The 5306-nt window shown below is 54.0% G+C and carries 4 protein-coding genes; all 4 read left to right on the forward strand.

Going from position 1 to position 5306, the window contains the following annotated elements; translation table 11 throughout:
• Positions 1-422: 422 nt before the first annotated feature.
• The 4 genes from A39O_RS37900 to A39O_RS0105850 all read left to right on the forward strand — a co-directional run bounded on the left by A39O_RS37900 (position 423) and on the right by A39O_RS0105850 (position 5289).
• Positions 423-1334 carry a glycosyltransferase gene (locus A39O_RS37900; RefSeq protein WP_157639690.1) on the forward strand — a complete coding sequence of 304 codons (912 nt, stop codon included), beginning with the start codon at positions 423-425 and terminating at the stop codon, positions 1332-1334.
• A gap of 189 nt (positions 1335-1523) precedes the next feature.
• Complete coding sequence (locus A39O_RS0105840) at positions 1524-2306, forward strand: WecB/TagA/CpsF family glycosyltransferase (RefSeq protein ID WP_085954683.1); 783 nt, start codon at positions 1524-1526, stop codon at positions 2304-2306.
• A 780-nt stretch (positions 2307-3086) separates the two neighbouring features.
• Complete coding sequence (locus tag A39O_RS0105845) at positions 3087-3986, forward strand: glycosyltransferase family 2 protein (protein WP_020503763.1); 900 nt, start codon at positions 3087-3089, stop codon at positions 3984-3986.
• 985 nt (positions 3987-4971) lie between these two features.
• On the forward strand, positions 4972-5289 hold the full coding sequence (locus tag A39O_RS0105850; RefSeq protein WP_020503764.1) for a hypothetical protein: 318 nt from the start codon (positions 4972-4974) through the stop codon (positions 5287-5289).
• The last annotated feature ends 17 nt before the right edge of the window (positions 5290-5306 follow it).

Below are 5306 nucleotides of genomic sequence, written 5' to 3' on the forward strand. Positions count from 1 at the left end.
GACTCTCCTCGTAATTCGAAACCTAACTCTAAGTGTAGACTATGCCAGAAAAATTGCCATTAAGGCGCGTCCGGTTATTAAATAGTGCCTCGATAACGAGACGTAGAGGCAGGCTTTAAATCGGTCTTCCACACAAGTGTCTTTCCGTCCACTGCGAATCGGCGAAGGCTCGTAGAAGGGCTATGTTGGCGCTTCGAAGCGGCTGGACGCTGATGCGGTGGCGGCCAACGATCAAGCCTACAATTCTTTAGAAATCGTTCCTATGGCATTACCTATATGAAGCTGCTTATGTGGGGAAAAAAAATGGGCGCAGAACAAGATCGCTTAAAGAACTTATGACTTGTCGATGGATCTGTTTCAAGTCATCGACGTTTTCCTAGGTATCGCTCTAGTCTGCTTACATTAAGGAGATCATGTTTATCGTGGACAACAGTACTTATTCGCCGGTTTGCGTGTTCGGTTACATGCGGCCGAAAGAACTTTCCGCCTGTCTCGCTGCGCTTGCAGAAAATTATGGTGCGCGTTTAACGAATGTAACGGTCTTTGTTGATGGCCCCAAGAATGATTCAGAACGTGCGGTCGTATCGCAATCAGTAGAGATAGCTAGTTCGTTCCTGTATGGACGCTTTCAGTCGCTGCGTATCATCGCGGCAGCGAGTAACAAAGGTCTAGGCGCTTCGGTGATTGATGGTGTTTCGGCGTCGTTACGTCGATCTCAAGCTATAATTGTGCTCGAGGATGATCTAGTCCCAACAAAAAATTTTTTAGAATACATGAATAAGTCATTAAGCATTTATGAGCGGCATTCCGTTGTTGGATCTATTTCTGGTTTTGGCTGTTCCTTGGACATCGTTGATCAGTATGACAACTACTTTCATCCGAGACCAATGTCGTGGGGTTGGGCAACTTGGGCGGACAGATGGGAGAAGGCAGTGTGGGATTTGTCATCGGAGGAAGCATTAACTTCCCGGCGCTTTAAGAAAAGATTTAATAAGGGGGGGGGTGATTTGTATAGAATGCTACATAGTTTTCGCAAGGGTAAAATTGATTCCTGGGCAATTCGTTGGGCATATAGTCACTATAAAAACGGGTGGCTTTCCGCAAATCCTTTTCACTCGCTTATTGACAATAGAGGATACGGTAAAGTTGGAACACATTGTGTCGGTAGGCGTCCGATACCTTTTCGGTTAGATGACGGTGTTAGGACCAAATTCAATTTGCGTTCAGATATCGTTCTCGACCCTCAGGTGTCTAGGCGCGTTAATTGGTATAGTTCGAACCTCTATAAAATGTTAGGCCGTATGTGGTCGCTGTGTCGAGTCCCTGAGGAGTAATTTTCTTTATATCTAAAGAAAGTTGGGCTTCCGCGTCTCGAAAAACAGGGCGTCAGGCTTTAGCGTCCCGGGGCGGTAGGTTCTTAGCAGAGAGATATCTTCGTGAAATTTCGCTCTCGACTACTACGCGATCATTATTTTGCTCCCTCAAAGATCCGGAAATGTCAGTAAGGAAGGTATTTAAAAATCATGATGAGCTATCCTGTTGAAGACATCTTAGGCTTTACGGTATCCAGCGAGGGCAAGTCCTTCTGCACGAAAGCAGTAGTTAATTGGATTCAGCAATCTGGAGCTAACCCTGCCTGTCATTGGCTTGCATGTCTGAATCCGCATTCCTGCGTACTTTCGCTGGGTGACGCGCATTTTTCTCAAGCACTGCGCACGGCAGATTGGTTGATCCCGGATGGGACTGGTATCGTGCTCGCTTCTGTGCTGCTGGGAGGGGGGATTCGTGAGCGGGTGACTGGCAGTGATATCTTTTTTGGGGTACAGACCGAATTGAACCGTTCCGGTGGTTACAGCGTGTTTTTCTTGGGGGCAACCGAGGCAACACTCGTTGAGATCCGTCGGCGCATGGCACAGGATTATCCGTCCCTGCGGGTTGCCGGGACCTACTCGCCTCCGTTTAAGGCGGAGTTTTCCGCCGCCGATAATCAGGCGATGCTCGTTGCCATCAATGCTGCGCGGCCTGATGTGCTATGGGTGGGTCTGACTGCTCCGAAGCAGGAGAAATGGCTTCACCAGCATAAGGCGCAACTGCACGTGAGGTTCGCGGCGGGAGTGGGTGCAGTGTTTGATTTCTACACCGGACGGGTAAATCGGTCGCCCCCGTTGTTTCAACGTATGGGATTGGAATGGCTGCCGCGCCTGCTTCAGCAACCGCGGCGTTTGTGGAGGCGGATGGGGGTGTCGGCGCCGATTTTTCTCTGGCAGGTGATGCGACAGCGGTTTCGCCAATCTGGTCGGCGCTAATTCGTCAGGGGAATGGCACCGGTACGTAGCGCATCTGCAAAGGGGTCCGATAGGAACTCTCAACCTATGCGGACACCGTGATCATAGTCACTACTTGGGTGTCAGTTTTTGTTGGCGCTCAAATGCTGATTGTCGTCGAGATTTTCCAGGTTCTAGCATTCTTCTAATGCCAAGGCGTGACACTATCGCGATTATAAGGTCGCATTAGCGGCTCTTTTAAGGTGCGAAAATTCAACTCGATAAGTCGGTTAGTTGCATCGCGCATCTTGAACCTTAGTAGCGCAAACGCGTCCTATTGTTGATCGATTTTCTTAATATATAACGACTTTTTCGGGGACTTTTCGCCCACCTAAAATAGGCTGGGTCGCATCAGTTAATGTTTCGCTAAAAACCGAGTTGAAAGAAAAGGTTTTCTATTATGGGGTTGGCTAGTGAAGTCGATGCTGGAGAGGCAGGGAGTTGCTAAACTGAGCAGAGAAAGTCGAGAAGTCGATGATTTGCATGTGTCTACGTTTTTGACTGTCCGTTAGATTACAGTACTATCGGTTTCTTCGGTAGCGGTTGCGCTGATGCAACAAAGGCATTGCCTGCGGTGCATCCAAGTGTCGGTTAAAGAATTGCTTGTGCATTTTCGTTCGACGGGAGGTATCTTACCTGCTATGTCGTCGCTTAAAACCGAGCCTGGTTGTCGGCGGTAGGCCCGGTACGGGGCGTGGTCTGAAACAACCGAGCTATAGCTCGGTTTTTTTGTTCTCGGCGTTCGGAAATTGGTCGGCGCTTATGAAGATTTCGGTCATCACGGCCACCTGGAACTGTGTCGAGACGGTGAGCGACTGTCTGGCTTCGGTGGCTGGTCAATCGTTCGCCGAGTGCGAACACATCCTGATCGACGGCGGGAGTACGGACGGGACCTTGGCGGTGCTCGAGGCCCAGCGGGCGGCACTCGCGGTGCTGGTCAGCGAGCCGGATGGCGGGATCTACGATGCGCTGAACAAAGGGATCGCATGGGCGAGTGGGGACGAGGTAGGGTTGCTGCATGCCGATGATTTCTATGCGGATAGGGAGGTGCTGGCGCGGATTGCCGGGGCCTTTGCCGATCCGGCAGTGGAGGCGGTGTATGGGGATCTGGTGTATGTGGCCAAGGCGGATACCGTGCGGGTGATCCGCTATTGGCGCGCGGGCGCATATCGGCCGGGGCGGTTGCGGCTGGGTTGGATGCCGCCGCATCCGACACTCTATCTGCGTCGGGCGCTGTATGCGCGTCATGGGGTCTTTGATACGCGCTACCGGATTGCGGCGGATTATGACCTGATGCTGCGGGTGCTCAGCCGGCTGACGGGGCGGGTGGTGTATCTGCCGCAGGTGCTGGTGCGGATGCGGGTGGGCTGGACGAGCAATCGCTCGCTGCGTCGTATTCTGCGTAAGTCATGGGAGGATTACCGGGCGCTGCGGGCGAATGGGATGGGTGGGGTGGCGGCTTTGGTGTGGAAGAATCTGTCGGCGGTGCCGCAGTTTTGGCAGGGGGCAAGGGAAGGGGGAGCGGTAGGGCGCAGCGGGTTGTCGGTTTGGCGGGTCGGGGGTGCTATGGTCTTTGGCGGTTCGGGCGGGGTTGGAGTTTTTGGTGGGGGTGGGCGCTGGCCGGGTGCATGTCTACTCGGCGGACGTGATAACCGGACGTAGGGGCGGGTTTCAAACCCGCCCCTACACCAAATAAAGGCTTTTTGTTGCTCCACAATCTAACGTAAGGTAATTTCCGCGAAAAATCCAACCCGTAGGAGTGGGGGCACAATGACGCGATTCCGGCAGGTCACGTCGCCCGCAAGCGGGCTCCTACGGTTGGAATGGGGGACTACCATCATGCACGCGCACAACAGACCGGAGGTCGAGGCTTCAACCGGACGCGGCACCGCCGCCCGCTAAAGCGTCGGCCTCCAGTTGCGTCGCGCGAATCCCCGGAGGCTGAGCCCACGTGGTACGAAGTGCTTCGGAAACCGCCTGAGGTGATTTCCGGAACACCGGATACCATCCACCATTGGCTCGGATGTCGATGCGACTTCAGTCGCACCGATTCAGACGCAGGTGCGACTGAAGTCGCACCTACATTGACTGGTATCTAAATTATCGGAAATCGCCTTAGTCGTCCCTCCCTGGGCATCTTGCTGCATCCGCACAACAGACCGGAGGTCGAGCGTTCAGCCGAACGCGGCAACGCCGCCCGCTAAAGCGTCGGCCTCCGGTCGCGTCGCCCCGGTCACCGGAGGTTGAGCCCGCGTGGTACGACGTGCTTCGGAAATTGTCTAACGCCTTGGCCTCCAAATGCGCATCGCTGGCCGGAGCGATGAGCAAGGGCACCTTGGGCTTTGGTCATAAATCCGGCCAGTGCGTGATCTGCACGGTCGTCGGTCCGCATAGCGGACCCTAGTGTGCCCGACATGGGCATGTACTTGTTACCTGAAAGGAGGTAACCGCAGCGAGTGACAAGAAGCGTAGCAAAACCCAAGGTGGAAGCCGCGAGGCCAGACTGAAAGCAGGGCGTAGCAAAGACACGACCTAACGCTCCCCCTGGTGGCGCAATGCCGGAAGAACCCTGTAACTCCTTGAAAGCATGTTCATGAGACGATGGGCTTCAATGGGTTAGCGAATTTTCCACCAGCGACCACGCAACTTGGAGGCACACCTGCTGCGCTATCATCTGGCGAACGTCCATCAACTGGAGCTGCCCGACATGGCTTATACGCTCGAAGACTTCAAACTAGACACGTATCGAATGCTCATCGACGATTTTCACGCGCACAGCCTGGAAGATCGCCAAGCGCTGCTGGAGCGGATGGATGTTGCAGACCGTTTGCGTGGGTTGGACACTGAGGAGCGTTTACGTGGGTTGGACACGGAGGAGCGTTTGCGCGGGCTGGACCCTGAGGAGATCTTGGGCAGGTTAGACCCCGAACAGGTCAAAGCGTGGCTTAAGCGTACGGGGCATTGACAAGTCGACGGCGCATT

It is taken from the genome of Lamprocystis purpurea DSM 4197 (assembly GCF_000379525.1).
GTDB classification, from domain to species: domain Bacteria; phylum Pseudomonadota; class Gammaproteobacteria; order Chromatiales; family Chromatiaceae; genus Thiodictyon; species Thiodictyon purpureum.